Raw genomic sequence first — 1,492 nt, 5'->3', positions numbered from 1 at the left:
ATATGTCATGTCAATCTCAACGAAAAGAATAAAACGATCAGAAAACCATAGTAAGCTGACCAAGCGGTCAACTAAATATTTATCTTAGCATGTAAACCAAAGGGCGTTGATCTCGCGTAGAGAGCTAAAACGCCAAGAGAATAGACGCAAATGCAAAAAACTGCCGCATTGTTCGCACATCCGCTTCGATCCCTTTCTTTAACGCTGTGTTTGAGCCTGTCGTTCAGCACTGACGCTTTGGCTGAGTGCGCTCAGTGGCTCGATCATAAAGTTGCAAAACTGCATAGCCAAGAGACGTTGAACCTCTGCGCGTTAACCGAGAACAAGACTGTGCTTTTTGTGAATACGGCGAGCAAGTGCGGTTTCACGCCGCAGTTTAAAGAACTGCAAGCACTCTATGAGCGATATCAGGATCAGAACTTTACGATCATTGGTTTTCCTTCTAACAGCTTTCGTCAAGCCGCAAGCGATGAAGGCGAGGCCGCAGAAGTCTGTTACGTCAATTTCGGTGTAAAGTTTCCAATGACGAGCTCCACGAATGTTCGCGGTACAAATGCGCATCCGGTGTTTCAACACCTGGCCGCAGAAAGTGAAGCACCACAATGGAACTTTAATAAATACCTCGTGTCGTCTTCTGGTGAGGTAATTGAACATTTTGGAAGCTCTGTCTCCCCAACGTCTCGCCAACTAACCCAAGCCATCGAATCCGCTCTGTGAGGAAACCATGAGCCAAGCAAATAAGATTGCCAATCTACAGACCGCAACGCGAGCTAGCCAAGCCGTCATTCATATTACTAACCTCCGGCTGAGAACGTTCATCGGCTTTAATCCCGAGGAACAAGAAAAGCAGCAGGACATTATCATTAATGCGGAGATCCATTATCCGGCCAATAAGCTTTGCTTAAATGATGACGTTGAGAATGCATTGAACTATAAGAACATTGCCAAGGGCATTATTAAGCACGTTGAATCAGGACGGTTCTTGCTCTTGGAAAAATTAGTTAGCGATGTACTGGAAATATGCCATGAACATGAATGGGTTAGCTACGCAAAGGTCAAAATTGATAAGCCGCACGCATTGCGTTTTGCCGATTCTGTTTCACTTAGTTTAGAGTACCGCGGCTAACCGCCGTGCAAGGAGCCCATCATGGAAGCACTATCAAACACCACCATCACGCCAAAAATGAGTAAAGAAGCCCACCTGGTTCGTGATGCTTTAATTGCTGCGGGGCTAGAAACGCCGCTTTTACCAAGTACTCTAACCACAGACCAAAAATACGAGAGGCTCAAATCCTTGTTTACCGATGTGGTCAGTACTCTAGGCTTGGATCTCAGTGACGATAGCCTTAACGAAACACCGCACCGCATCGCCAAGATGTATGTTCGTGAGATTTTCTCTGGCTTGGACTATGGCAACTTTCCCAAGATCAGCGTGATCGACAACAAAATGTCTGTGGATGAAATGGTCACGGTAGCTGGCATTTCGGTTACC

At 46.0% G+C, this 1,492-nt stretch carries 3 protein-coding genes; all 3 read left to right on the top strand.

The features are described from left to right. The first annotated feature begins 150 nt into the window (after nt 1-150). Entirely contained in the window at nt 151-717 is a 567-nt protein-coding gene (locus A3750_RS17760; RefSeq protein ID WP_068548531.1) for a glutathione peroxidase, read from the top strand. A gap of 7 nt (nt 718-724) precedes the next feature. After that, nucleotides 725-1,126, top strand: coding sequence for a dihydroneopterin triphosphate 2'-epimerase (gene folX / locus A3750_RS17755; protein WP_068457705.1), 402 nt, complete (start codon nt 725-727; stop codon nt 1,124-1,126). Nucleotides 1,127-1,147: 21 nt separating this feature from the next. Then, the coding region (locus A3750_RS17750; protein WP_231871865.1) for a GTP cyclohydrolase I at nt 1,148-1,492 on the top strand (345 nt) is incomplete at its 3' end.

It is taken from the genome of Oleiphilus sp. HI0079 (assembly GCF_001635105.1).
Note: the sequence above shows the minus strand (reverse complement) of the source record. Positions and strands in the feature narration are given on the sequence as shown.